This is a genomic window from Lentzea sp. NPDC004782 (genome assembly GCF_040609115.1).
In the GTDB taxonomy this organism is placed as follows: domain Bacteria; phylum Actinomycetota; class Actinomycetes; order Mycobacteriales; family Pseudonocardiaceae; genus Lentzea.
Genome location: NZ_JBEXJN010000076.1, coordinates 12,230 through 35,385 on the forward strand (window position 1 = coordinate 12,230; position 23,156 = coordinate 35,385).

The 23,156-nt window shown below is 71.7% G+C and carries 18 protein-coding genes; 11 read left to right on the plus strand and 7 right to left on the minus strand.

All coding sequences use genetic code 11. From position 1 onward, the window contains the following. Nucleotides 1–4: 4 nt before the first annotated feature. Nucleotides 5–1,090 (plus strand): histidine kinase, encoded by a 1,086-nt coding sequence (locus ABZV40_RS41065; protein WP_355454735.1) that lies wholly within the window; start codon nucleotides 5–7, stop codon nucleotides 1,088–1,090. Continuing rightward, a complete protein-coding gene (locus ABZV40_RS41070; protein WP_355454737.1) occupies nucleotides 1,087–1,761 on the plus strand; it encodes a response regulator transcription factor in 675 nt (224 codons plus the stop codon). Before ABZV40_RS41065 ends, ABZV40_RS41070 begins: the two co-directional genes overlap by 4 nt. Here the strand turns inward: ABZV40_RS41070 and ABZV40_RS41075 are convergent. Beyond that, a complete protein-coding gene (locus ABZV40_RS41075; protein ID WP_355454739.1) occupies nucleotides 1,707–5,849 on the minus strand; it encodes a BTAD domain-containing putative transcriptional regulator in 4,143 nt (1,380 codons plus the stop codon). The genes ABZV40_RS41070 and ABZV40_RS41075 overlap by 55 nt on opposite strands. 99 nt (nucleotides 5,850–5,948) lie before the next feature. On the opposite strand from ABZV40_RS41075, the gene ABZV40_RS41080 reads away from it, so the two are divergent. Beyond that, a complete protein-coding gene (locus ABZV40_RS41080) occupies nucleotides 5,949–6,473 on the plus strand; it encodes a response regulator transcription factor (protein WP_355454741.1) in 525 nt (174 codons plus the stop codon). Between the two features lie 10 nt (nucleotides 6,474–6,483). Then, a complete protein-coding gene (locus ABZV40_RS41085) occupies nucleotides 6,484–7,401 on the plus strand; it encodes a peptidoglycan-binding protein (RefSeq protein WP_355454743.1) in 918 nt (305 codons plus the stop codon). 98 nt (nucleotides 7,402–7,499) lie between these two features. Here ABZV40_RS41085 and ABZV40_RS41090 read toward each other — a convergent pair whose 3' ends face one another. Beyond that, nucleotides 7,500–8,330 (minus strand): patatin-like phospholipase family protein, encoded by an 831-nt coding sequence (locus tag ABZV40_RS41090; RefSeq protein ID WP_355454745.1) that lies wholly within the window; start codon nucleotides 8,328–8,330, stop codon nucleotides 7,500–7,502. Between the two features lie 221 nt (nucleotides 8,331–8,551). Between ABZV40_RS41090 and ABZV40_RS41095 the strand changes: the two genes are divergently transcribed. Both ABZV40_RS41095 and ABZV40_RS41100 read left to right on the plus strand, forming a co-directional pair. Beyond that, the gene (locus tag ABZV40_RS41095; RefSeq protein WP_355454747.1) at nucleotides 8,552–11,098 is read left to right on the plus strand and encodes a glucosidase; all 2,547 of its coding nucleotides are present in this window, start codon (nucleotides 8,552–8,554) and stop codon (nucleotides 11,096–11,098) included. Next, nucleotides 11,095–12,477, plus strand: coding sequence for an alpha-amylase family glycosyl hydrolase (locus ABZV40_RS41100; protein WP_355454749.1), 1,383 nt, complete (start codon nucleotides 11,095–11,097; stop codon nucleotides 12,475–12,477). Before ABZV40_RS41095 ends, ABZV40_RS41100 begins: the two co-directional genes overlap by 4 nt. On the opposite strand, the gene ABZV40_RS41105 is transcribed toward ABZV40_RS41100, so the two are convergent. Continuing rightward, entirely contained in the window at nucleotides 12,419–13,432 is a 1,014-nt protein-coding gene (locus ABZV40_RS41105) for an AI-2E family transporter (RefSeq protein ID WP_355454751.1), read from the minus strand. The two genes, ABZV40_RS41100 and ABZV40_RS41105, sit on opposite strands and share 59 nt — an antisense overlap. Beyond that, complete coding sequence (locus tag ABZV40_RS41110) at nucleotides 13,429–13,848, minus strand: hypothetical protein (RefSeq protein ID WP_355454753.1); 420 nt, start codon at nucleotides 13,846–13,848, stop codon at nucleotides 13,429–13,431. The genes ABZV40_RS41105 and ABZV40_RS41110 overlap by 4 nt, the downstream gene beginning before the upstream one ends. 150 nt (nucleotides 13,849–13,998) lie before the next feature. On the opposite strand from ABZV40_RS41110, the gene ABZV40_RS41115 reads away from it, so the two are divergent. Genes ABZV40_RS41115 through ABZV40_RS41125 form a run of 3 tightly spaced genes read left to right on the plus strand, consistent with a single transcriptional unit; the run spans nucleotide 13,999 to nucleotide 16,829 of the window. Continuing rightward, nucleotides 13,999–15,825, plus strand: coding sequence for a glycoside hydrolase family 15 protein (locus ABZV40_RS41115; RefSeq protein ID WP_355454755.1), 1,827 nt, complete (start codon nucleotides 13,999–14,001; stop codon nucleotides 15,823–15,825). Nucleotides 15,826–15,861: 36 nt separating this feature from the next. Continuing rightward, complete coding sequence (locus tag ABZV40_RS41120; protein WP_355454757.1) at nucleotides 15,862–16,347, plus strand: DUF1269 domain-containing protein; 486 nt, start codon at nucleotides 15,862–15,864, stop codon at nucleotides 16,345–16,347. Next, nucleotides 16,344–16,829: a potassium channel family protein gene (locus tag ABZV40_RS41125; RefSeq protein ID WP_355454759.1), complete on the plus strand. Its 486-nt coding sequence runs from the start codon at nucleotides 16,344–16,346 to the stop codon at nucleotides 16,827–16,829. Before ABZV40_RS41120 ends, ABZV40_RS41125 begins: the two co-directional genes overlap by 4 nt. Here the strand turns inward: ABZV40_RS41125 and ABZV40_RS41130 are convergent. The 3 genes from ABZV40_RS41130 to ABZV40_RS41140 form a co-directional block, all read right to left on the minus strand. Further along, nucleotides 16,795–18,084 carry an MFS transporter gene (locus tag ABZV40_RS41130; RefSeq protein ID WP_355454761.1) on the minus strand — a complete coding sequence of 430 codons (1,290 nt, stop codon included), beginning with the start codon at nucleotides 18,082–18,084 and terminating at the stop codon, nucleotides 16,795–16,797. The genes ABZV40_RS41125 and ABZV40_RS41130 overlap by 35 nt on opposite strands. A gap of 127 nt (nucleotides 18,085–18,211) precedes the next feature. Continuing rightward, nucleotides 18,212–18,916, minus strand: a complete 705-nt coding sequence (locus ABZV40_RS41135) for a hypothetical protein (RefSeq protein ID WP_355454763.1) — start codon at nucleotides 18,914–18,916, stop codon at nucleotides 18,212–18,214. Then, the gene (locus tag ABZV40_RS41140) at nucleotides 18,913–19,914 is read right to left on the minus strand and encodes a hypothetical protein (protein WP_355454765.1); all 1,002 of its coding nucleotides are present in this window, start codon (nucleotides 19,912–19,914) and stop codon (nucleotides 18,913–18,915) included. Before ABZV40_RS41140 ends, ABZV40_RS41135 begins: the two co-directional genes overlap by 4 nt. A gap of 146 nt (nucleotides 19,915–20,060) precedes the next feature. On the opposite strand from ABZV40_RS41140, the gene ABZV40_RS41145 reads away from it, so the two are divergent. Together ABZV40_RS41145 and ABZV40_RS41150 are read left to right on the plus strand one after the other, a co-directional pair. Then, on the plus strand, nucleotides 20,061–20,291 hold the full coding sequence (locus ABZV40_RS41145) for a hypothetical protein (protein ID WP_355454767.1): 231 nt from the start codon (nucleotides 20,061–20,063) through the stop codon (nucleotides 20,289–20,291). 55 nt (nucleotides 20,292–20,346) lie between these two features. After that, complete coding sequence (locus ABZV40_RS41150; RefSeq protein WP_355454769.1) at nucleotides 20,347–22,938, plus strand: LuxR C-terminal-related transcriptional regulator; 2,592 nt, start codon at nucleotides 20,347–20,349, stop codon at nucleotides 22,936–22,938. Nucleotides 22,939–23,156: the final 218 nt, after the last annotated feature.

The window sequence follows — 23,156 nt, forward strand, 5'->3', positions numbered from 1 at the left end:
ACGCATGAGCACGCGTCGGCTGGACTGGGTGATCGCGGCCGGGGTGGCGGCGAGCCTGGTCATCGCCGGGCACCCCACCACCGCGCCGGGCTACGCGCTCCTCGCGGCCGGCGGGCTCGCACTCGCCGCACGACGCCGCGCGCCGATCGCGGTGCTGGTCGCGACCGGGCTCACGGCACTGGGCTACCAGGCGCTCGGCGTCACCGTCCCGGTGATCGCCTTCCTGTTCGCGGTCTACTTCACGATGCGGGCAGGCCATCGCGCCGTCACCGCGGTCGGTTCCGTGCTCATGCTGGCCGCGCTCCCCCTGGCCACACTCGTCTCACCGCGCGACCTGAGCACGTACGAGGCGTTCGCCCAGACCCGTGACGTCCTCCAGATCGCGTGGCTGATCGCCGCCGCGGCCGCCGGTGAGGCGCTCCGGCAGGCGGAGAAGAGGGCCGACGAGGCCGAACGCACCCGCGAGGAGACCGCGCTGCGGCGGGCCGGCGAGGAACGCCTGCACATCGCCCGCGAGCTGCACGACTCCCTCACCCACCAGATCTCGGTGATCAAGCTCCAGGCCGAGGTCGCCGTGCACCTGGCGCGGAAACGCGGCGAGGACGTACCTGAGCCGCTGCTGGCGATCCGCGACGCCGGCCGCGAAGCCGCGAGGGAACTGCGCGCGACGCTCGAAGCGCTGCGGGACGACGACAAGACCCCGCCGCACGGCATCGACGACGTCCCCGCACTCGTCCAACGAGCGAGATCCACCGGCCTGGACGCCCAGCTGAGGATCGAAGGCGCACCCGGTGACCTCCCCGCGGCCGTGGCGCGGACGGCCTACCGGATCGTCCAGGAGTCGCTGACCAACATCGCCCGGCACGCCGCCGCCGCGACCGCGAAGATCCTCATCGACTACCGGCCGGACGCGCTCGTGATCCGGGTCGACGACGACGGCAGGGCGAACCCAGGTGCCGCAACGACTCCCGGCGTCGGCCTGCTGGGCATGCGCGAGCGCGTCACCGCCCTCGGCGGCAGGCTCGACGCCGCACCACGCGACGAGGGCGGCTTCACCGTCCACGCCGAGCTCCCGGTGGCACAGCCGTGATCCGCGTCCTGCTGGTCGACGACCAGCCGCTCATCCGCAGCGGTTTCCGCGCGCTGCTCGACGCCGAGGACGACATCGAGGTCGTGGCCGAAGCCGCGGACGGGCGGGAAGGCGTCGAGCAGGCCCGGCGCCACCACCCGGACATCGCCCTGGTCGACGTCCAGATGCCCGGCCTGGACGGCATCGAGGCGACCAGGCGCATCGCCGCGGACCCGGACCTCACCGGCACCCACGTCGTGATCCTCACCAACTACGGCCTCGACGAGGACGTCTTCCACGCCCTCAAAGCCGGCGCCGCGGGGTTCCTCGTGAAGGACGTCCAGCCGGAGGACTTCCTGCACGCCGTCCGCGTCGCCGCACGGGGTGACGCGCTGCTCGCCCCGTCCATCACCCGCAAGCTCATCGACCGCTACGTCAGCCGCCCGCCGCACCCCGGCGGCGACCTGCCGCAGCTCACCGCCCGTGAGCGCGAGGCCGTCGTCCTGGTCGCCCACGGCCTGTCGAACGACGAGATCGCCGAACGCATGGTGATCAGCCCGCTCACCGCCAAGACCCACGTCAACCGCGCCATGACCAAGCTGCACGCCCGCGACCGCGCCCAGCTGGTCGTGATCGCCTACGAGGCGGGCCTGGTCGTGCCGCAGAGTTGCAGTTCTTCGCCACGCAGGTAGGCGGCCCGTTCCGCTTCGGTCAGGTCGCGCCCGGCCTCGGCGCAGATCCGCCCCTCCGCGTCCGAAGTGGACAGTGACCAGCGGATGATCCGCGCGTCGTTCGCCCCGGACAGCAGCTCGTCGTCGCGGGTGAACGCCACCGCCTGCACCGGACCGGTGTGGCCGGTGAGCGTCGTGCCCGTGCGGGTGCTCAGGTCCCACACGACTACCGAGTGGTCCTCGCCGCCGGACGCCAGCGTGGAGCCGTCCGGGCTGAACGCGAGCGTCACGACCGGCGCCGAGTGGCCCGTCAGCGTCATCAGCTCGGCGCCCGTCGCGACGTCCCACACCTTGACCGTGCGGTTGGCGCCCGCGGTGGCGAACCGCCTGCCGTCCGGGCTGACCGCCACGTCGCGCACGTCGCCCTGACCGGTGCTGACGCGGCGTTCCAGCCGGTCGGCGGCGACGTTCCACAGCATCGCGCCGCCCGCCGGGTCGGTGGAGATCAGCAACCGGCCGTCCGGGGTGAACTCGACGGCACTCGCGATCGACGGCGCGCCCGGGAACGCGCTCTGCCTCAGCTCCGGCAGGCTCCAGCGGAACCGGCCGAGCGACGCCGTGACGATCCCGCGCCCGTCCGGCTGGTAGGCGAGGTCGGTCGACGCCCCCAAACCGCTGTAGGACAACGACGACAGCCGTTCGCGCCGGCCCACGTCCCAGATCGTGACGGTGTGGTCGCGGGTGACCGAGGCGATCTTCGTGCCGTCCGGGCTGAACCGCGCCGCCTCCACCCGGTCCGGGTGACCGTCCAAAGTGGCCAGCGCGGTGCCGTCGGTCCGCCACAGCCGCACCGTGCCGTCGTCACCGGCGGAAGCCACCAGGTCCTGGTGCACGTCGAGGTCGTTGATGCCGTCGGCATGTCCGGTGAACGGCGGCACGGCGTTCTCGCGCACCGCCACCACCCGGCCGTACCCGCCGGACACCAGCAGCGTGCCGTCCCGGCCAAGCGCGAGCGCCCTGGACTCGGTGCGGCCGCGGTCGCGGTAGGTGGTGATCGGGCGTCCGGCGCGGATGTCCCAGATGGTGATCAGGCCGTCCTCGTCCGACACCGCCATCCGGTCGCCGACCGGCGCCGACGCCTCCCACGCGTACCGGCCCTGCTTCGGCAGCTCGGACTTCAGGTTCCCGTGCACGTCCCAGAACTTCACCCCGCTCTGCAGCGTGGCCGTGACGACCGTCCGCGGACCGTCGAAGTAGACGTTGTCGACCTCCGGCGACGGGATCTCGCCCACGCGGGCACCCGAGGCCACGTCCCAGACCAGTGGCGGGTCCTCGCGGTTCGCGGTGGCGAGCAGCGAGCCGTCCTCGTTGAACGCCAGCGAGCCGACCTCGTGCGCATGACCTCGCAGCGTCCGCTTGGTCCGGGTCGCGACGTCCCACACCTCGACGTCCCCGTTCGCGACACCGACCGCGAACGATCTCCCGGAGGGGTGGAAGGCGAGCCCGTTGGTGAGCACGTCGAACCGTTGCGAGAACACGGGTCTGCCGGTCGTGCGGTCCCACACCACGACGTCACCGGGGCTGCCGGTCAGCGACGGCGTGGTCGAGCTGGAGGCGAGGTACCTGTCGTCCGCGCTGAACTCGGCCTGCCGCGCGTAGCCGCCGTCCGTCAGTCCGTTGTGGTCGGACAGCACCACTTTCCGCTCACGGGACTTCAGGTCCCACACCGTGACGAAGCCGTCCCGGTCCGCGGTCGCGATCACGTCACCGCGGTGCGACACGGTCACGTCCAGCACGGGCGGCCCGTCGGTGTTGAGCTCGACCCGCCGGCGAGGTGCCGAGGCGGTGCTGAGCAAAGCACCCCGAGTGTCGTCGTCGGCGTGCAGCCGGAACGCCGCCAGCGCCAGCAGCCCGGCCAGGTCGGGGGCCGTCTCGACGAGGCCGCGTGCGCTCAACGCGAGCTGGTGCGCCTGGTCGGCCCGCTGCCGCAGCCGGGCTTCCGCGGACTGCCACCACGCGACGCCACCACCGCCGACGGCCAGCAGGAGCAGCACCCCCGTGATCGCGACCAGCCTGGTCAGCAACCTGTTGCGCCGCTTCACGCCGACCTGCTCGGCCTCCTCCCGCGCCCGGCTCGCCAGCAGGAACTCCGTTTCGGCCGCGTTCAGCTCGCCGGGGTGGTCCTGGGCCCACGTGGAGGCCGTGACCAGCTGCGCGCCGCGGTAGAGCGCGCCCTCGTCGTGGCCCAGCTCGGTCCACGTGTGGGCGGCCGCGGTGAGCCTGCGGTGGACCAGCAGCGTCGAGCGGTCGTCGGAGAGCCAGCGCTGCAGCCGCGGCCAGGCCCGGATCAGGGCCTCGTGCGCGATCTGGGCGGTGTCCTCGTCGAGCACGACCAACCGGTCGGTGACGAGCCGGGTGAGGACCTTCCCGACGATCTCCGGCCGGGCTACGCCGTCGAGCTCGGTGCGGCGGATCGGCCTGCGGGTGTCCTCGGTACCGTCACCGAACGCCGTGAGCCGCACCAGGATCCGGCGCATCGCCTGCTGCTCGGCGTCTCCCAGCTCGTCGTAGGCGCGTTCGGCGGTCTGGGCGATCGCTCCCCGGACACCGCCGCCGGCCCGGTACGCGGCGAGGGTGAGTTCGGCGTTCGACCGTTGCCACGTCTCGACGAGAGCGTGCGACAGCAACGGCAGCGCACCGGGTTCGGCCTCCACGTCCGCCAGCACCGTGGCCAGCAGGTCAGCGGCCACGGACCGGCCGCTCATCGCGGCCGGGCGCAGCACGATGTCGCGCAGGTCGGCCGTTGACGGCGGCCCGACCAGCACGGTCGCCTCGTCCGCCAGCGCCTTCACCAAAGCGGGGTGCCCGGTCACGTGGGCGAGGAAGTCCGCCCGGATACCGAGCACGACCCGTGTGCGGCGGTGTGGTCCCTGGGCCGCATCGAGCAGCACCTCGACGAACCGGGCGCGCTCGCGTTCGTCGGTGCACAGGGTGAACAGCTCTTCCAGCTGGTCCACCACGAGCAGCACGCGCACGTCGTCCGGCCCGCCCGCCAGCATCGTCCTCACTGCCAGGTCGAACGCCGACGGGTCCGCGAACAGGTCGAGCCGGGTGCCGAGCGCGCTGCCGAGGGCGTCGAGAGGTCGCGCGGTCGGGGTGATGACGACCGGTTGCCAGGTGTCGCCGAGTCCGCCGACGACACCCGCGCGCAGCAACGACGACTTGCCGCTGCCGGACGCCCCGAACACGCCGACGACCGGGTAGCGGTCGATCCTGCGGGTGACCAGCTCGACCAGGTGGTCGCGGCCGAAGAACCACGGGTGGTGCTCCGGCTGGTACGCCATCAGGCCGCGGTACGGGCAGTCCGCGCGAGTCGTCTTCGGTGGCGCGGGTTCGCTCAGCACCCCGCCCTGCAGCATCGTCTCGTGCAGGCCGCGCAGTTCGGGACCCGGTTCGATGCCGAGGTCGGCCACCAGTCGTTCCCGCGTGCGCCGGAACACCTCCAGCGCCTCCGCCTGCCGGTGCGCGCCGTAGAGCGCGGTCATCAGCTTGGCGTGCAACGGTTCCCGATACGGGTGCTGGTGTGCCAGCTCCTGCAGCTCGCCGACGACCTCGGCGTGCCGGCCCAGCGCCAGTTCGGCCGTTACGCGTGCTTCCACCGCCCGCAGCCGCGTCTCGTCGAGCCGGGCCGCGAACTGGCCGGGCAGGTCCGCGCAGGCCGGGCCGCGCCACGTGGCCAGTGCCCCGGTGAGCAGTTCGACGGCCTTGGCCGGGTCGCCGTCCGCAAGCGCCCGTTCGCCGTCCTCCGTCAGCCGGTCGAACCGGTCCGCGTCGAGCTCACCGGGTGCGACGGTGAGCTCGTACCCGGCGGGCCTGCGCGTGATCCGGTCACCGATCACCCGCCTCAGCTGGTAGACGTGCAGCCGGACGTTCTCCTGCGCCGAGGCCGGTGGTTCCTCCCACAGCGCCGCGATCAGCCGCTGCGGTGACACGGGCGTGTTCGCGTGCCGCAACAACGTCGCCAGCAGGGCCCGCTGCTTGGCCGAGCGCAGCGCGATCTCCTCGCCGTCACGGACGACCACGAGCGGACCGAGCACCCGGAACTCCACGCACCCACCCCCCATGAGTCGGCGCGAACGGTAACAACGACCAGGCGTTATACGCAGGCGATACGGAGAAATACGGCCCTATGCCGAGCGTCTTGGACTATGCGGACAATCCAGGTCGCGCTGTCGTTGCACAGCGCATTGCTGGCCGATCAGATCTTCTCGCGCCTCGCCACGACCCCGTGGTGCCACCCCGCCACCCCCGCCGACGTGACGGTCGTCGACGCCTCCCTCGCCACCGGGCCGAGAACGGTGGCGGTGCTACCGCGCGTCGGCCCGGTCGATCACCTGCTCCTGATGGGCGTGACCGGCCTCGTGGTCGCCGACGACCCGCTGGACGACATCGTGCGGGCGATCCACGACGTGCACCGGTTCGGCGGCTGGATGTCGCCCCGGCTGGTGCGGTCGCTGCTGCCTGATCCCCCGCGGGCCACCCTGACCGCACGCGAGCGCGAGACGTTGCGGCTGCTGGCGGAGGGCTGGGAGAACGCCGAGATCGCCGCCGCCATGTTCATCACCGTCAGCGCGGTCAAGTACCACGTGTCGAACCTGCTGAGGAAGTTCGGCTGCCGCGACCGCACGCAACTGGTCTCGCGACTAGGGCGGTCGGCGGCGATCGCTTCCTAGCGTGCGTGGCATGAGAATCCTCGTTGCGGGTTTGATCGCGTTCTCGGTCCTCATAGGACTGGTGAGCCCGGCCCAGGCCGCCCTGCCGGCCTGGCCGAACGTCAAGATCGGCGCCACCGGCGACACCGTCCTGACCGCCCAGCACCTGCTGCGCCACCGCGGTTACACCATCGCGGCCGACGGCGACTTCGGTTCCGGCACCCAGGCCGCGGTCAAGCAGTTCCAGTCGTCCGCCGGGCTGTCGGCCGACGGCGAGATCGGCCCCCTGACGTGGCCGAAGCTGATCGTGAGCGTCAAGCGCGGCAACAACAGCGAGGCCGTCCGCGCCGCCCAGGTCCAGCTCGACCGCTACGGCTACGGCCTGTCCGTCGACGGCGACTTCGGCGGCGGCACGTACAACGCCGCGGTCGCGTTCCAGAGCGCGCACGGCCTGTCCGCCGACGGCGAGATCGGCCCGAACACCTGGCAGGCCCTGGTCGGCGGCACCCCGTCGTCCGGCGGCGGCGCCTACAGCCTGCCGGTCGCCCGCAGCGCCCTGCCGCGCAGCGAGTACGACGACCCGCACCACGACTACCCCGCCATCGACCTGCCGGTGAACACCGTCCCGGCCTACGCGATGGTCACCGGCACCGCCTACCGCCTCACCGAGCCCAACGGCTGCGGCAACGGCCTGCGGATCGTCAAGAGCGGCGTCGACTACCTCTACTGCCACCTCTCGGCGTGGTCGGTCGCGAACGGCGCGTCGGTCCGGGCCGGTGACCGGGTCGCCACCACGGGCAACACCGGCAACTCGACCGGACCGCACCTGCACATCGCGATCAAGATCAACGGGACGTCCTACTGCCCGCAGAACTTCCTGCTCGCGATCTACGACGGCCGCACCCCGCCCGCGCCGTCGTCGCTGCCGAGGACCGGCTGCTTCTACTGAGCACCTGGTCCGAACTTCCCCGTGTGCTCGATGAACGGCGCATTCGTTCACCTCAGGTGGACGAATGCGCCGTTCATCCACGGCGAACGCGGGCAGGGCTATGCCGGTGTGCAGGTGTGCCCGGAACCGGGCGGGCACCCCGCCGCCAGCCATTCGCGAGTGCGGGCGTACGCGGCGTCGATCAGCTCACGGGCCCGGCTGAAGTCACCAGGTGAGACCTGCAGCGGGCACAACTCCGGCACGACCCGCAGCTCGACCCTGTCCCGGTAGCGTTCGACGTCCAGCGCCAGCCGGTGGTTGACCAGCAACGTCAACGCGTGCAACGCGACACCGAGAGCACTGCGCGGCGGCGAAGTGAGCGCACACGCGTACCCGGTCGGCAGCACCCACACCTCGTCCGCGCCGAGGTCGACCGCGTACGACACCGGGTTGTTGTTCACCGCGCCGCCGTCCATGAGGTAGCGGCCGTCGAGCTGCATCGGCGGGAACACACCGGGGATCGCGGTCGACGCCAGCACCGCGTCGACCGCCGAACCCTTCGACAGCAGCACCTCCGCGCCCGACAACACGTCGGTGGCGCCGACGTGGACGGGAATCACCGTGCCGGTCAGGTCGATCGGGCCCACCGAGCGTTCCAGCAACCGGCGCAACGCGGTGTTCGGCACGAGGTGGTCGCGGACGCCCAGCAGGCCGAGCAGCCCGGTCACCGGCCGGACCGGGAAGACGTCCGTGCGGCGCAACGAGACCCACTGGTCGACCAGGGAGTCCACATCGGACGGATGCAGTGCGAACCAGGCGGCGTTGGCCGCGCCCACCGAGGTGCCGACGACGAAGTCCGGGCTGACGCCGGCACCGGTGAGCGCGGCCAGCATGCCGACCTCAATCGCGCCCAAGCTCCCACCGCCTGCGAGCACGAACGCGGTCGCCATGCCCTCATCCTCCTCGCACCACCCCACGCAAGCGAGGGGCCATTCCTCGCCCGATGCTCGACGTCGATGAAGGGCTCCTTCATACACCTCAGGTGGAGGAAGGAGCCCTTCATCGAGCACCGGCCTCGCCCCAGGGCCGCCGAACCATCCTCGCGAGGTGAACCGGCGCGCCCGATCTCCCGGCCAGCCTGGGGTTTCCGGACGAACGAGAGGTGGGCGACGTGGTCAGCGCGGAGAAGCAGAGGCTGCAGAACGCCGGTCCGTGGCGCAGGTGGGGCCCGTACCTGAGCGAGCGGCAGTGGGGCACGGTCAGGGAGGGCAACGACGCGGGTGACGCCTGGACGTCGTTCACCCACGACCAGGCCAGGTACCGGGCGTACCGGTGGGGCGAGGACGGGCTGGCCGGGTTCAGCGACGACCGGCAGCGGATCTGCCTGGCGCTCGCGTTGTGGAACGGCAACGACCCCATCCTCAAGGAGCGGTTGTTCGGCCTCACCAACGGCGAGGGCAACCACGGCGAGGACGTCAAGGAGTGCTACTTCTACCTCGACGCCACCCCGACGTCCTCCTACCTGCGGATGCTCTACAAGTACCCGCAGGCGAAGTTCCCCTACGAGGACCTGGTCGCCACGAACGCCGCGCGCACCCGGTTCGAGCCCGAGTACGAGCTGCTCGACACCGGGGTGTTCGACGACGACCGCTACTTCGACGTGGAGCTCGAGTACGCGAAGGCGGGCCCCGAGGACGTGCTGATGCGGATCACCGCGCACAACCGGGGACCGGAGGACGCGACGCTGCACCTGTTGCCCACGTTGTGGTTCCGGCACACGTGGTCGTGGGCGGGCGACGTCCGCATGCCGTCGCTGCACGTCTGCGAGCCCGGCACGGTGCGCGCCGAGCATCCTGACCTCGGCGTGCGGTGGTGGTACGTCGACCCGCCCGCGCCGATCCTGGTCACCGAGAACGAGACCGACAACGAGCGGGTGTTCGGCTCCCCCAACGTCACCCGGCACGTCAAGGACGGCATCGAACGCGCGGTGGTCCACGGGGATCAGACCGCGGTCGCCGCGGACGGCGTCGGCACGAAAGCCGCCGCCCACCACGAGTTCCGCATCCCGTCCGGGCAGAGCGCCACGGTCAAGGTCCGGCTCACCGACCACAGCCACAGCGACCCGTTCGCCGGCTTCGACGCCATCATCAGCCAGCGCCGGATGGAGGCCGACGACTTCTACGACGAGGTGCTCGGCGGTGACCCGCGCGGCGAGGAACGGCTGGTGTGCCGGCAGGCGCTGGCCGGGCTGCTGTGGTCGCGGCAGTACTACGCGTTCGACGTCGAGCGCTGGCTGACCGAACGAGGCGTCGACCCCCTCGGCGAGGACCAGAACTGGCGGCACCTGGTCGCGCAGGACGTCTTCGTCATGCCGGACAAGTGGGAGTACCCGTGGTTCGCCGCCTGGGACCTGGCCTTCCACGCCGTGCCGCTGGTGATCGTCGACCCGGAGCTCGCCAAGCAGCAGGTCGAACTGCTGCTGGGCCGCCGCTACCTGCACCCGAACGGCCAGATCCCGGCTTACGAGTGGAACTTCGGCGACGTCAACCCGCCGGTGCACGCGTGGGCCGCGTGGTTCGTCTACCAGTACGACCACGACAAGGAGTTCCTCGCGCGCGTGTTCCCGCCGCTGCTGCGCGCGTTCGGGTGGTGGCTCAACCGCAAGGACGCCGACGGCCGGAACCTGTTCCAGGGCGGGTTCCTCGGCCTGGACAACATCGGCGTGTTCGACCGCAGCGCTCCCCTGCCCACCGGCGGGCGGATCGACCAGGCCGACGGCACCGCGTGGATGGCGTTGTACTGCCAGAACCTCATCCAGATGGCGCTCGAACTCGGGGAGGTCGAGCAGGCGGCGACGCTGCTGGAGAACCTCGCGTGGATCGCGGCGGCCACCGGCCACGTCGGCAGCGGACTCTGGGACGAGGAGGACGGCTTCTTCCACGACGTGCTGCGCAATCCGGACGGCACGTCCACGCCGTTGAGGATCCGCTCGGCCGTCGGGCTGCTGCCGCTGGCCGCCGCGACCGTGATCAGCGAGGACGTCCGGCGCGAGCATCCCGAACTGATCGACGGCATGCGCGACTTCCTCGACCGGCATCCCGCCGTGCGGGCCGCGTTGTGGGGCCACGGCGCGCAGGCCGACGCCACCGGACCGGTGCTGTTCTCGTTGTTCGACGAGAGCCGTCTGCGGCGGATCCTCGCGCGGATGCTCGACCCCGGCGAGTTCCTGTCACCGCACGGCATCCGCTCGCTGTCGCGCTGGCACGCCGAGCACCCGTACGTGCTGACGATCGACGGCGTCGAGCACCGCGTCGGCTACCTGCCCGCCGAGTCCGACAGCGGCATGTTCGGCGGCAACTCCAACTGGCGCGGCCCCGTGTGGCTGCCGATCAACGTGCTGGTCATCAGGGCGTTGCGGCACCTGCACGAGTACTTCGGCGACGGCTTCACGGTGGAATGCCCGACCGGGTCCGGGCGGTACCTGAACCTCCGCCAGGTCGCGGACGACATCGCCGAGCGGTTGCTCGACACGTTCCGCACCGGGGTGGACGGCCGTCCGGTCCACGGTGGACAGAAGCGGTTCCGCGACCCGCACTGGCAGAACCTGCCGTTGTTCTACGAGTACCTCCACGGCGACAACGGCGCAGGCATCGGCGCGAGCCACCAGACCGGGTGGACCGCGCTGGTCGCCCTGCTGCCGCTGGAGGTGGCGCGATGAGCTGGCCGGAGCAACCCGTGATCCACGAGGTCAACACCGCCGTGTGGCTGGGCGAGCTGTCCCGTGCCGCCGGGCGCGAGATCACCCTCGGCGAGGTCCCCTCGTCCGCGTGGCACGACATCACCCCGGCCGGCGTCGACGCGGTGTGGCTGATGGGCGTGTGGGAACGCAGCCTGCCCGGCCTGGCGATCGCGAACGGCCATCCCGGCCTGCGGGCGTCGTTCCGCGAGGCGCTGCCGGACCTGCGGCCGGAGGACGTCATGGGGTCCCCGTACTGCGTGCGGCGCTACGTCGTGGCCGACGAGTTCGGTGGCGACGAAGGCCTCGCGAAGGCACGTGCCGAACTCGCGGCGCGGGGCGTGCGGCTGATCCTCGACTACGTGCCGAACCACGTCGCGCCCGACCACCCGTGGGTGGCGGAACACCCGGAGTTCTTCGTGCACGACGAGAACGGCGACCTCGAACGCGGCCGGGACCCGTACTTCCCCGCGTGGCCGGACGTCGTGCAGCTCGACGCTTTCTCCCCCGCCCTGCGCACGGCCGCCACGATGACGCTGTCGGGCATCGCCGCCCGATGTGACGGCATCCGCTGCGACATGGCCATGCTCCTCACCAACGAGGTCTTCTCCCGCACGTGGGGAAAACCGGCGCCGGAGCAGGACTTCTGGCCAGAGGTGATCGGCGGCCTGCGCGCCGACCACCCGGAGACGGTGCTGATCGCCGAGGCGTACTGGGACATGGAGTGGGCGTTGCAGCAGCAGGGCTTCAACTTCTGCTACGACAAGCGCCTCTACGACCGGCTGGTCAGCGGCCAGGGCATCCGCGAGCACCTGCGGGCCGATCCCGGCTACCAGGCCAGGCTGGTGCGGTTCCTGGAGAACCAGGACGAGCCGCGCATCGCGAGCGTGCTCCCGCCCGCCGCCGCACGGGCCGCCGCCGTGGCGATCGCGACGCTGCCCGGCGCGACGCTGTGGCACGAGGGCCAGTTCGAGGGCAGGCGGGTCCGGCCGCCGGTGTTCCTGGCCCGGCGGCCGGACGAACCGCTCGACCACGACCTCGCCGCCTGGTACCGCAGGCTGCTCGCGCTCGTGCACGACCACCACGTGCGGCTCGGCGAGTGGCGCCTGCTCGACGCCGAGGGCTGGCCGGACAACCAGTCGTGCCGGCGGCTGCTCGCGTGGTCGTGGACAGCCGCGGGCGGTGCCCGGCACGTCGTGGTCGTGAACTTCTCCGGCCGGCCCGCTCAGGGCCTGCTCCCCGTGGAGCTGCACAGGTACACCGACCTGCTCGACGGCATGGTGTACGAGCACGAGGACGACCTCAGTCCCCTGTACGTGGCACTGCAGCCGTGGGGATGTCATCTCTTCGCGGCGGCCTGAGCAGGGCCGCCGCCCAGCCCGCCGCCGGGTCGATGTCGACCAGCAGCACCTTCACCAGCACGGTGAGCGGCACCGCCAGCAACGCGCCGAGGGGGCCGAGCACCCAGGCCCAGAACACCAGCGCCAGGAACGTCGCGGTGGTCGACAACCCCGCGGCGTCCCCGGTGAACCGGGGCTGGATCAGCGACTGCACCACGAAGTTCAGCACCGCGTAGAACACCAGCACGGCCAGCGCCCGGCGCGGGCCGTGCTGGAGCAGCGCCAGCACCGCCGGCGGTACCACGCCGAGGATGAAACCGATGTTGGGGATGTAGTTGGTGACGAACGACAACACGCCCCACAGCAGCGCGAGGGGGATGCCGAGCAACGACAGTGCCACCGTGTCCAGCGCCGCCACGACGAACCCGAAGATCGTGGTGACCAGGAGGTAGCGCCGGGTGCGGCGGACGAACTCCTCCAGCGCCTCCCGCAGGTTCGGCCGGTCCGCGGCGATGTCGGCGAGCCGCGAGTGCGCCCAGCCCACCTCGACGCCGAGGAACAGCAGCAGCGCCAGCAGGAACACCAGGCTCGTGGTGAGGCTCGTGAGCTCGTTGAGCAGCCCGCCGATCGCGCCCATCAACCTGCCGCGGTCGAGGCCGTCGATCGCCCGCTCGGCCCGCGCGACGAGCTCGTCGTGCGCGAACTCCGGCAGCATCGAGGCCAGTCGCACACCGGACGCCGCGACCGTCACCGCGACGACCGCGAGCACGCCGTAGACACCTGCGACCACCGTCAGCGTCGCCAGCCACGGCGGTGCGCCGCGGTCGCGCAACCACCGGTGCACGGGGCTGATCGCGATGACGACCAGCAACGCCAGCATCGCCGGCGCCACCAGCCACGCGACCGCCCGCACACCGGCGACCACGACGACCGCGGCCGCACCACCGAGCAGGATCGTGAGTGCGCGCGGTATCAACGGTGTGTCGACTCGTACTTGGCCGTCGTGTTGTTGATGTCGGCTTCCTGGCCGTGGACGACCACGGCCCATATCACGGTCACGCACAGGGCGATGACGATCGTGGACCACAACGGGTGCACCGACGCGAACGCCAGCTGCGCGATCGCGTTGAGAACCGCGAGCACCACGGCGACCACCCGCGCCCACGCGGCACCGGAGAGCAGCGCGCCGCCCGCGAGCGCCACCAGGATCCCGATCAGCAGCGTGATCCAGCCCCACGCGGTGATGTCGAAGACGAGCACCTGCTGTTCGGTGACGACGTAGTACTCACCGCGGAACAACGCCACCAGCCCCTCGATGGCGTTGAACGACCCCATGACGATCATCATGATGCCCGCGAACCAGATCCAGCCGAGCCAGCCTGTCTCCCGCATCGTGCCTCCGTTTGCTCGGGACGGGAATTGCCCGGCCACCGTGACACCGGCGTCCGCTGCGGATCTTCACCCGTTTCGCGCGAGAGGAGGCGTGGCGGTCCGTCCGGACGGGTGAAGACCCGCACCGGCCCCGCCGAGAGTCTCGTCCTCATGACGACACAACCGGTGTATCCACTGATCGCCGACCACGGGCTGATCGGCGACCTTCAGACGTCCGCGCTGGTGTCCACCGACGGCACCGTGGACTGGTTCTGCTGCCCGCGGTTCGACTCGCCGTCCGTCTTCGCCTCCCTGCTCGACCGGCAGCGCGGCGGCTTCTGCCGCATCCGGCCCGCCGGTCACCCCGGCGCGGGACGGCAGCTCTACTTCCCCGACACCGCGGTGCTGATCACCCGGTTCATGACCGAGGAGGGCACCGGTGAGGTCGTCGACTTCATGCCACCGCTGCCCGATCAGGACGCGACCGACCGGCATCGGCTGGTGCGCATCGTTCGGTGCGTGCGTGGGCGCGTGACGTTCGAACTCGATGTCGCGCCACGGTTCGACTACGGCCGCCGGTCCCATCGCGCCCGGATCACCGACGACGGCGTGGTCTTCGACTGCGGCCAGTTCGGGCTGGTGCTGCACGCGGTGCGCGAGCCCGGCGATCCCCGGCTGGTGTCCGGGGAGATCACCAGCACCCAGGACCTGCACGCCACGCTGTCGTTGGTCGAGGGGCAGACGCGCGGCATCGTGCTGGAGTCCGGTGTCGCCGGGCCGCCGCGTGCCGTGACCGCGGCGCAGGCACGGGAGCTGTTCGAGAACACCGTGCTGTTCTGGCACGACTGGCTCGCCCGGTCGACCTACCGGGGCCGGTGGCGCGAGGCGGTCGACCGGTCGGCGATCACGTTGAAACTGCTGACGTACGCACCGTCCGGAGCGCTGGTGGCGGCACCGACGACGGGGCTTCCCGAGCAGCTCGGCGGTGAACGCAACTGGGACTACCGCTACACGTGGGTGCGTGACGCGTCGTTCGCCGTGTCGTCGTTGCTGCGCCTGGGTTTCACCGAGGAGGCGACGGCGTTCGGGCGATGGCTCACCCAGCGCTGCCAGGAAGGCGGCCCGCTGAAGGTGATGTACGCGGTGGACGGGTCGGACGACCTGGCCGAGCAGGTGCTGGAGCACTTCGAGGGCTACCGGGGGTCGGCACCGGTGCGCGCGGGCAACGGCGCGGCGGGCCAGCTGCAGCTCGACATCTACGGCGAGTTCCTGGACAGCGTGTACGCGGCTCACCTCAGCGGGCTGCGGATCTCGCACCGCGGCTGGCACGCCGTGCTGGAACAGCTGGAGTGGCTGACGCACAACTGGGACCAGCCCGAGGAAGGCATCTGGGAGACCCGCTCCGGCCGTGCCGACTTCACCTACGGCCGGGTGATGAGCTGGGTCGCGTTCGACCGCGCGATCCGCGTCGCCACCGCGGAGGGGCGGCCCGGACCGGTGGAGCGCTGGCGTTCGGTGCGCGACCGGATCTACGGCCAGGTGTGGGACCGCGGCTGGGACCGCAAGACCGGCGCGTTCGTGCAGCGGTACGGCGCTTCCGCACTCGACTCGTCGTTGCTGCGACTGCCGCAGGTCGGGTTCGTGGCGCCGGGTGACCCGGTGTGGCTGGACGCCTTGGCGGCCATGGAGTCCCTCGTCCACGACAGCCTGGTGCTGCGCTACGACACCGAGGCCGCGCCGGACGGACTGCGCGGCTCGGAGGGCACCTTCTCGTTGTGCACCTTCAACTACGTGACCGCGCTGGCGTTGTCCGGACGGGCCCGCGACGCGCGGCTGGTGTTCGAGAAGATGCTGACCTACGGCAACCACCTCGGGCTCTTCGCCGAGGAGATCGGCCTCACGGGCGAGCAGCTCGGCAACTTCCCGCAGGCGTTCACCCACCTGGCGCTCATCGACGCGGCCGTCACCCTCGACGCCCGGCTCACCCGTCGCGGGTGAGGACTCGTGCCACGGGTCTCTCGCACAGTTTCGGTCATGGCCACTTTGACCGTGTGGAAGTTCGACACCTCCGAAGGGGCGCACAACGCGCTCGATCTGCTGAAGAAGCTCCAGGACCAGCAACTGATCACGATCCGCGACGCGGCGTACGTCTACTGGGAGGCCGATGCCAAACGCCCCAAGACCAAGGAGATCGGCAGGTTCACCGGCGCCGGCGCGCTCGGCGGAGCGTTCTGGGGCCTGCTGTTCGGGCTGATCTTCTTCATCCCGGTGCTGGGCGCGGCGATCGGCGCGGGCGTCGGCGCGCTCGCCGGGTCGCTGTCCAAGGCGGGCATCGACGACGACTTCATCAGCGAGGTCAGGGCGAGCGTCACGCCGGGCACGTCGGCGCTGTTCGTCATGTCCGAGCACGCGGTCGTCGACAAGGTCGCCGACCAGTTCAAGCAGACCGGCGCCCAGCTGATCACCACGAACCTCTCGGTGGACCAGGAGAAGCTGCTCAAGGAGACGTTCACCTCTTGATCCACGGGGTGACCTGGGCGGTGGGGCGGCCGGTAGCGACTGTCGGGGTGCTGCTGCTGGTCTACTACCGCCTGCCGATGGACCAGCCGGAGGACGGGTTCACCGTGCTCCGGCTGGTCGCGGGTCTGCTGCTGGTGGGTGTGGTGCTGTGGTGGCAGGTGCGGATGATCGGACGGGCGAAGCACCCCGGCGCGCAAGGGGCGCAGGCGCTCGCTCTCGTGGTTCCGCTGTTCCTGGTGGTGTTCGCCCAGGCGTGCTTCCTGCTGGAACGGCACCAGCCCGGCAGCTTCACGCTCCCGCTGAGCCGGACCGATGCTCTCTACTTCGTCGTCACCGTGTTCGCCACGGTCGGATTCGGTGACATAGCACCGGTCACGGCGGCCGCGCGGGTGCTCGTGACCGTGCAGATGCTCTGCGACCTGCTCGTGGTGGGCGTGGCGCTGAAGGTCATCCTCGCCGCGGTTCGCCGTCGCTCCGGATGAACAACGCGAACACCAGCCCCACCACGGAGAACAGCACCAGCAACGTGAGCGCGGCGCGGTACGGATGCCCCGCGCCGGTGAGCACCGAGCCGACCAGCGCGGTGCCGAACGAGGACCCCAGGTTCGAGACGGCCCGCGACACCCCGGACACGTCCGCCTGGTCGGCATCGGGCCACCGCGACTGCACGACGTTCACCGACGCCGTCAACATGATGCCGATACCGGCCCCCAGCAGGAACAACCCGACCGGTTGCTGCAGCGTGCCGGCGATCGTCAGCACGAACCCGGCGCGGATCAGCGTGCGCTGGGCGTACCGCTTGGCCAGCCGCCCCGCCAGCGCGGACGTGACCAGCATGCCTGCCGTGGCGGGCAGCAGCGCGACACCGGTCTCGATCGCGCTGAGGTGCTGCTCCTGCTGCAGGTGCACGGACAGCACGAAGAACGTGCCCTGCAGCACCAGCCACTGCACCAGCTGCGTACCCAGGCCGAGGTTGGACGTGCGGTCCCGGAACAGCTCCGGCTCGCACAGCGGGTTCGGTGTTCTCGTGATGTGCCAGGCGAACAGGGCCAGGGTCGCGAGGCCCGCACCGATCAGCAGCCACGTGGTGGCGTGCCAGCCGTTGACGTTCGTGCGCAACACGCCCAGCACCACCAGGAACAGACCCGCGCCCGACAGGAACGCCCCCAGCAGGTCGAACTCCCCGGGCTGCACCGCCGTCCTGGGAATGTTCCTGGCCAGCACGATGATCAGCAGCACCACCAGCACCTGCAGGATGAACGAGGCCCGCCAGCTGAACGTGGTGGTGATCAGACCGCCCAGCAGCGGCCCCGCCGCCGCCCCGAGCCCACCCGCCCCGGACACCGCGCCGAACCCCCTGGCCCGTGCCGTCGGATCCGGCGCCAGCGCGGTGACGAGGATGTAGATGGGCGGGATCATCAACGCCGACCCGACGCCCTCCAGCACCGCGTACCCGACCAGCAACACGCCGGGACCGGGCGCCAGGGCCGCGATGAGCGCGCCGGCGCCGTAGATCGACAGGCCCAGCGCGAAACAGCGGCGGCGGCCCCAGAGGTCGGTGAGCTTGCTGCCCGGCACCATCAGCGCGGCCATCACGAGGGTGAACATCGTGATGACGGTCTGGACGCCGGTGATCGTCGTGCCGAGGTCGTGCGCGATCGTGCTGATGGCGACGTTCATGTTGGTGGCGGCGTAGCTCGCGATGAACTGGGCCAGCGCCAGGGGAAGGATCTTCACCGCCCACCGCCCGTCACCGACGTGCCGCCCTCTCCCGGCTCCGCCCGTTGTCGATGAAGGGCGCCTTCATCCACCTGACGTGGATGAAGGCGCCCTTCATCCCGATCGGGCGCACCCGGCACGGCCGTCACACCGCCTCCCCGGCGTGCAGGTGCCCCGCCGCCTTGCCCAGCAGCGCGTGCACGATCCGCAGCACGTCCGCCACCCGGTCCCGGTGCTCCCGCAGCACCTCCACCTGCCGCGACGCCTCCCGCACCATCCGCTCGGCCCGCCGCCGGGCGGTCTCCTCCACGAGCTGTGCGTCCCGCAGGGTTTCCTTGCGCCGCAACGCGAGTGCCAGCTCGAAGTCCTCGGCGACCTGCTCGCGCCGGTGGGCCGCCGCCTCGTCCAGTGCGCGGCGGCGGGCCTCGCCCTCGCGGACCAGCCGGCTCATGCGTTCGCGCGTCGTCGCCAGGAGGTCGCGGTGTTCGGCGTGGGCCTGCTGGGCGGAGGACCACACGTGTTCCTCGATCGCGGACGCGCGTTCGACGATCGCGGCGGCTTCCGCCAGTGCCGCGTCCACGGCGTGGCGGAGGCGTTCCCCGACCGAGTCCGGGGACAGCGGCTGGCGGCACAGGCGGTCGATGCGGTCGCGCAGCGCGCGGTTCTCCTCGCGAGCGGCTTCCAGGGCCCTGGCCAGCGAGCGGGCGCGGTCCTCACAGGCGTCGCGGTCGGCGGCCAGCAGTTCGAAGTCCCGTTCGGTCACGCCGACGTAGTGCTGGACCTGGTCGCGCCGGTAGCCGAGCCAGGCCACGTCGAAGGCGGTGCGCAGCGGCACCAGTTCGGTGGTCATGAGCGCACCAGGGCGAGCTGGGCGCGGCACAGGCCGCCGATGCCCTCGGCCGGCGCGGTCGGGGTGCCCGCGGTGATCACGTGCACGCGCGTGCCGCTCAGCAACGCGGCACGCACCGCCACGTCGGCCAGCAGGCCGCACCGCCGCTGCGGCGCCCAGCCGCGCGTGACGTCGGTGGGGGCCGGGCCGTACCAGGCGGTGGCGGTGACGTCCTCCGGGTAACCGACGATGAGGTCGTCCAGGCGGCCGGCGGCGATCGCGGCCAGGGTCTGGTCGGCGCCTTCCACGGCCAGGCGGCGGGCGCGGCCCCGGTCGTTGAAGTCGGCCAGGACGCCCTCGGTCCACGTGCGGGCGGCGGCGCGGGTCTCGGAGGCGATGCGGTTCGGGGTGAGAGCGCGACCGGTCCAGCGCACCACGACGTCGCGGCGGACGGGGGCGGGCAGCGCCTCCCACAACGCGCCCACCACCTCGTCCTCCCCCGCGACCACCAGGAGCCGGGCCTCCTGGCGTTCGAGCATCTCCGCGCACGCCGCCGCGGCGGACCGCACACCGTCCAGCCACGCGTCCGGCGAGTAGTTCAACGACACGCGTTCGGTGCAGGCCACGAGGTCGGCGCTGCACCGGCCGGCGGTCACGGCGACGCGCGGCGGACGGTCCTGCAGCCAGCCGAGCACCGGCAGGACGTGGGCCGGTGAGCTGAACCAGGCGAGGTCCAGATGGCGCAGGCCCGGCGTGTGGAAGACGCGCGCGGGCAGGTCCTCGCCGGCGAACGCCACGAGCGTGTCGGCGGTCGGGTGCAGGGAACGGGCTCGCTGCAGCACTTCGCCGATCGTGTCGACCAGGTCGGGGCCCGCGCCGTCGGCACGCAGCTGGTCGGCCAGCCGCAGCCAGCGCGCCCGGTACGCCCGCAGCGGGCTCGATCCCAGGTAGACGGAGGCGACGGGGCGTGCGGGGCGGACGACGTCGATCAGGTCGCGCAGCGCAAGTCGGTGGCTCATGGGGCAAAGGTTCTTCGGGCCGCGGCCCCCGCTGCTTCACCCGCCGCAGGTGAACCCCCTCCCGCACGGCCCACCGGTACCGCCCGCCGCGGGGGAGGCCGCACACGTGTCCGGGCGAGCAACGTCGGTGGCGGAGGTGACCGATCTTGAGCCGTCAACCCGATCGTTCCCGTTCCCGGCGCATCGTGCTGACCGTGGCCGTGTTCCTCGCCGTCGTCGTCACCGGCGGCGGCGAGAACTGCGGTCCGACCAGCGAGACCGGGGCGCTCGCGACCCTGAGCCTGCTCCCGCGGCTGATGGGCGTGGTGGGCCGGGGACTGTGGCTGATTTCCGTTTCTGACAAGGCGAACGACTCCGAATGTCCGCCCCCGCGGTGATGCGGTTCGATCACGCGATCATGCACTGACCAACTGCATCGGGAGACAAAGCGCAATGTCCGACAGTTCGGAGTGTGAGCCTTACAGCCCGGAGACCGGCCAGGCGAAGCTGCGCCTGCCGACGGCCGCGACGCCGCTCGTGACACGCGCCGCACTGCTATCCACAGTGGATGGACACGTGTCGTCGGCACCGGTCACGGTGGTCACCGGCCCGGCCGGCTGCGGCAAGACCACGCTGCTCGCGGAGTGGGCGCGGCGGCGCGACGACCGGGTGGCGTGGCTGACGCTCGACGAGCACGACAACGAACCGGCGCGGCTGCGGGCCGCCTTCCGCGACGCCCTCGGGCTGTCCGAGGCGATCCCCTTGAGCGAACCGGGTTTCTCCTCGGCGGTGATCGCCGCGTTCGACCAGGCGCCCGCCTCGGTGCGCCTGGTGCTGGACAACGTCCACGAGATCCGCGACGCGGACGCGCTCGCGAGCATCGACCTGCTCACCCGCCGGCCACCGGACCGGCTGCGACTGGTGCTGCTGGGGCGGTTCCCGCCGCCGTTGCACCTCGGCCGCCTGCACCTGGAAGGACGGTTGCGCGAGGTGCTGCCGCACGAGTTCGCCTTCACCCGCACCGAAACCGAGGAGCTGCTCGCCGCGCACGGGCTGCAGCTCTCCCCCGACGACATCGACCTCATGTTGAGACGCACCGAGGGGTGGATCGGCGGACTGCGCTTCGCCGTCATGCGCCTCGCCACCACCGCGGCCGGGCCGCACGACCTGCTGATGTTCGCCGGTCTGGACCAGGTCGTCAGCCGCTACCTGAGCGAGGAGGTGCTCGCCCGGCATCCGCAGCGGGTGCGGGACCTGCTCGTCGCGACCAGCGTGTGCGACACCGTGAGCGCGGAGCTCGCCGGCGAGCTGACGCGACATCCCAGCCCCGGCGTGGTGCTGGACGCGCTGGAGCGCACCAACTCGTTCGTCAGCAGGCTCGATGCCGCACCGGAGTGGTACCGCTGTCACCCGGTGCTGCGAGCTCATCTTTCGGCTGAGCTGCGCCGTTCCCGCCCGGCGGACGAGACGGCGCTGCACCGGACGGCGGCGCACTGGTACCACCGCAACGACGAACCCGCGGTGGCGCTTCGGCACGCGCTGCGAGCTGGTGACGACCAGCTGACCGCCGAGATCGTCGAGCACTCGGTGCTGCCGGAGGTGTTGCGGGAGGGCAGCGGCCGGCTGCGCGAGGTGTTCGACTCGGTGCCGGGCCACGTGCTGGCCCGTCCACAGGTCGGCGTCGTCGCGGCACTGGTCGCGATGGACGCGGGTGACGTCGCGGCCGCGGACCGCGTGCTCACCACACTGGGCGGCGAGCCGCTCGCGTTGCGGCAGGACAGGGTGCGGGTGCTGCACGCGACGGCGTTGCTGCGGCGCGGCCGGTTCGACGCGCGGCTGGGTGAGGCGCTGAGGGTGATGGCGCGCACGGCGGCGGGGCGTGGCGGCACCGATGCGGAGGTGGCCGCGTTGCTCAACCGCGGCGTGGCGGCGTTGCTGTCCGGCGATCACACGAACGCCGAGCGCGACCTGGTGCGCGCGGCGACGATCGCGCGGCAGGAGCGGTTCGACCACGCGGTGCTGGACTGCCAGGTCCATCTGGCGGCGGTGACGAGTGCGTCCGGCGACATCCGTGCCGCGGCGCGGCAGGCGGGCGAGGCACTCGAGTTCGCCGAGGAGAAGGGCTGGGAGTCGCACTTCGTGTGCGCGCTCGCCTACGCGTTGGTCGGCGTGCAGGCCTATCTGCGGCTGGACGACGCCCGCGCGGCCGAGCTCGCGGGCCGCGCGGTGCAGGCGCTGGGCGACCGCCCCGATCCGGTGACCGGTCTCGCCGTGTCCACTTTGGACGCGGCGGTGTCGTTCCCGACGGCCGGTGATCCGCGGGCGGTCGTCGGCCGCATCCGCGAGCAGTGGCAGGACGTGGCGGGACGACAGGTGATACCGCCGGTCATCGCACACATAGCCCCCGCCGTGCAGCGGATAGCGTTGCGCTCGGGGGACGAGCAGTGGGCGTCCACGATGGCCGACCAGGTGGAGGCGATGTTCGGCCCCTGCGGCGAGGAGGCGGTGCTGCGCGCGGTCGTGCACACCCACCACGCCCGCGTGTCCCAGGCCCGCAAGATCGTCGAACCGCTGCTGTCGGGCGACCTGCCGGCACTCGCGGCACCGACGGTCGTCGACGGCTGGCTGCTCGAGGCCGTGCTCGTCGAACGTTCGGGCGACCAGCGGCGCGCACACGAGGCCGTCACGCGCGCACTGGCCGCGGCGGAACCCGTCGGCGCACTACGCCCGTTCCTCAACGCGGGCAAGCCCGTGCGCGACCTGCTGGCCCGCGGCGCCGGCCGCTTCGGCAGACTGGAGTCGTTCGCCACGACAACGATGACAGCACTGCCCGCCGCGTCGGCGGCGTCCACCGACGTGCTGACCAGCCGTGAACGCGACCTGCTCCTCGAACTGCCGTCCATGCGGACCACCGAGGAGATAGCCGACTCGCTGTTCGTCTCGGTCAACACGGTGAAGACGCACCTGCGCGGCATCTACCGCAAGCTGGGCGTGAACCAGCGCCGCGACGCCGTGCTCGCCGCGCGAAAGCTGGGCCTGATCTAGGTTTGGCCCCTTGGGCCGTCGTGACGCGACCGCGACACTTGATCCACGCGAGCTCGCTGACACGATCGCCCGGCTCGTCCTCGCCACTGGCGAACCAATTTCCGCGCCACCGGCACCCCCGGGCCTGGGGCGCGTGGCGGCGGGCCCGGCCCGGGGGGGGGGCCGCCCGCCGCATCTCAGCGCCCACACCGTGTGCCCACCGCAACCCCCCCCCACCC